We start from the raw sequence: 1682 nt of genomic DNA on the forward strand, positions 1-1682 counted from the left end.
CCTTCCAGGTAATGGCGCAGACTGACCAGGCTCGGTCGCTCATCGACCGCGATCAGCCCCTGCACCACGTTGCTCAGGGCCATCTGCCCGAAGCTCTTGAACGGATCGTTGCCGGTTTCCGAGGGAATCAGGGCCGCCACCCGGCTCGCGAGCTCAGTGGGCCGGTTGAAGCTGTGCAGGGGGTCGATGCGCACCGACTGGGCGGGAAAGGCCGGATGGAAATGCACGAAGCGCTCCGGGGTGCCGGCCAGGACGCACGCCCGTTGCGCCGTGTCGCGCAGGTCGCGGTCGCCCTTGGGGTCGATGATCAGGACCGCCTCACCACGCAGGACCGCTTGGGTGACCAGCAGGTCGAAGGTGCGCGTCTTGCCGGCGCCGGTGACCCCGACGATCAGCATGTGCCCGTCGGTATGCGACAGCGGGATGCGCAGGTCCCCATCGCGCCCCCCCAGGCCGTGCAGCCAGGTCGCCCCCATCCGCTGCGGATCGCGCGGGGCGAACTGCTCCGGTCCCGCGCGCATGAGGTCCAGCGCGAGCTGCGTATGCACCGGAAGCCAATCGAAGCCCCAGCCGAGCCACAGGTCTCCGGACCAGGACGGCAGACGGGCGGCGAACTCCTCCGGGGCGATGCACCCGAGCTGGTGTCCGCGCAGCCATTCGTGAAGGCTCGCGATACGCACGGTACCCCGGACCCAGGTCAGCGCCATGGCCAGCGAAAGCCATGCGAGCCAGTGGAAGGCCCCCGTCGGCAGGCCCCAGCGACCGGCAGTGACCGCGGCAACTACCGCGACGACGACCCACAGGATGAGCGCCCGACGTTCGTAGTTGGGGCGCCAGGGGTCGACATAGGCCGCGGTCATTCGGCGGCGACCACCGCTCCGCCGTCGGGGGTCATCCGGCAGCCGGGCCGGTGCATCAGCGCCAGTTTCAGCGATTGCGGCTTGAGTCCCGCCGCCTGCGCCGCGGCGGCGATGTCCGCGGGCGTCACCACGACCACGGTGCCCTGCCCGGCCGCGCCCTGGACCTCATGTGCCGCACGTACCTGGGCGATCAAGGCATTGGCGACCGCACTCGGGCTCTGACCGGCGGTCGGTGCGGGACTGGATGGCGTTGATTCAGGCGAGGTGGCCGTCGGCGTGGGACCGCGGGGCTCCGTATTGACCGGTACCGCACCGACCAGCGTCGGGAGCGTGCAGAGGTCCAGGGCTCCGGCCGGCAGCAAGGCCGCAAAGTGTCCGCTGGCCTCGACCTTGAGGACGACCCCACGGACACCGTCGATCACCCGCACGCGCAGGTAGGGCTTGAGGATATCGACCGCGAGCAGATCGTCCTCCCACAGGGCGGCGATCTGGAACTCCAAGGTGGAGCCGAATCCCTCCAGGCCATCCGGCACACGAATCCACAGTTGATCGCCGGGTTGGTCAGGGAGGTACAGCACGGCCGCGGGTAGGCGCTCGCCGGTCCGGATCGCTGCCGCCAGGGCCAGCAACAGGCGGGCACCCACACCGGGGCGCCGCGCCTGGAACCACGCTTCGGCCACCCTGCGGGGATCGGCGGGTGTCGGGATGGGCACGACCGGGGTGGATGGGGGCGCCGCATTGGTCGTCGCCGGCCGGTGCTGTCGCAAACGCTCGGCTGCCTGCCCGATGGGGGATGGCGCCCGTCCGGTGCCGACCGGTGTC

The 1682-nt window shown here is 70.6% G+C and carries 1 protein-coding gene and 1 pseudogene; both read right to left on the bottom strand.

Annotated elements, in window-relative coordinates:
* A partial coding sequence (locus tag QZY44_RS11205) for an ATP-binding protein (protein WP_295446193.1) occupies positions 1–860 on the bottom strand: 860 nt, incomplete at its 3' end.
* Positions 857–1682: pseudogene (locus QZY44_RS11210) on the bottom strand (hypothetical protein); the annotation flags it as partial. The pseudogene QZY44_RS11210 and the gene QZY44_RS11205, both read right to left, overlap by 4 nt.

The organism is uncultured Thiodictyon sp., from assembly GCA_903837595.1.
Lineage (GTDB): Bacteria > Pseudomonadota > Gammaproteobacteria > Chromatiales > Chromatiaceae > Thiodictyon.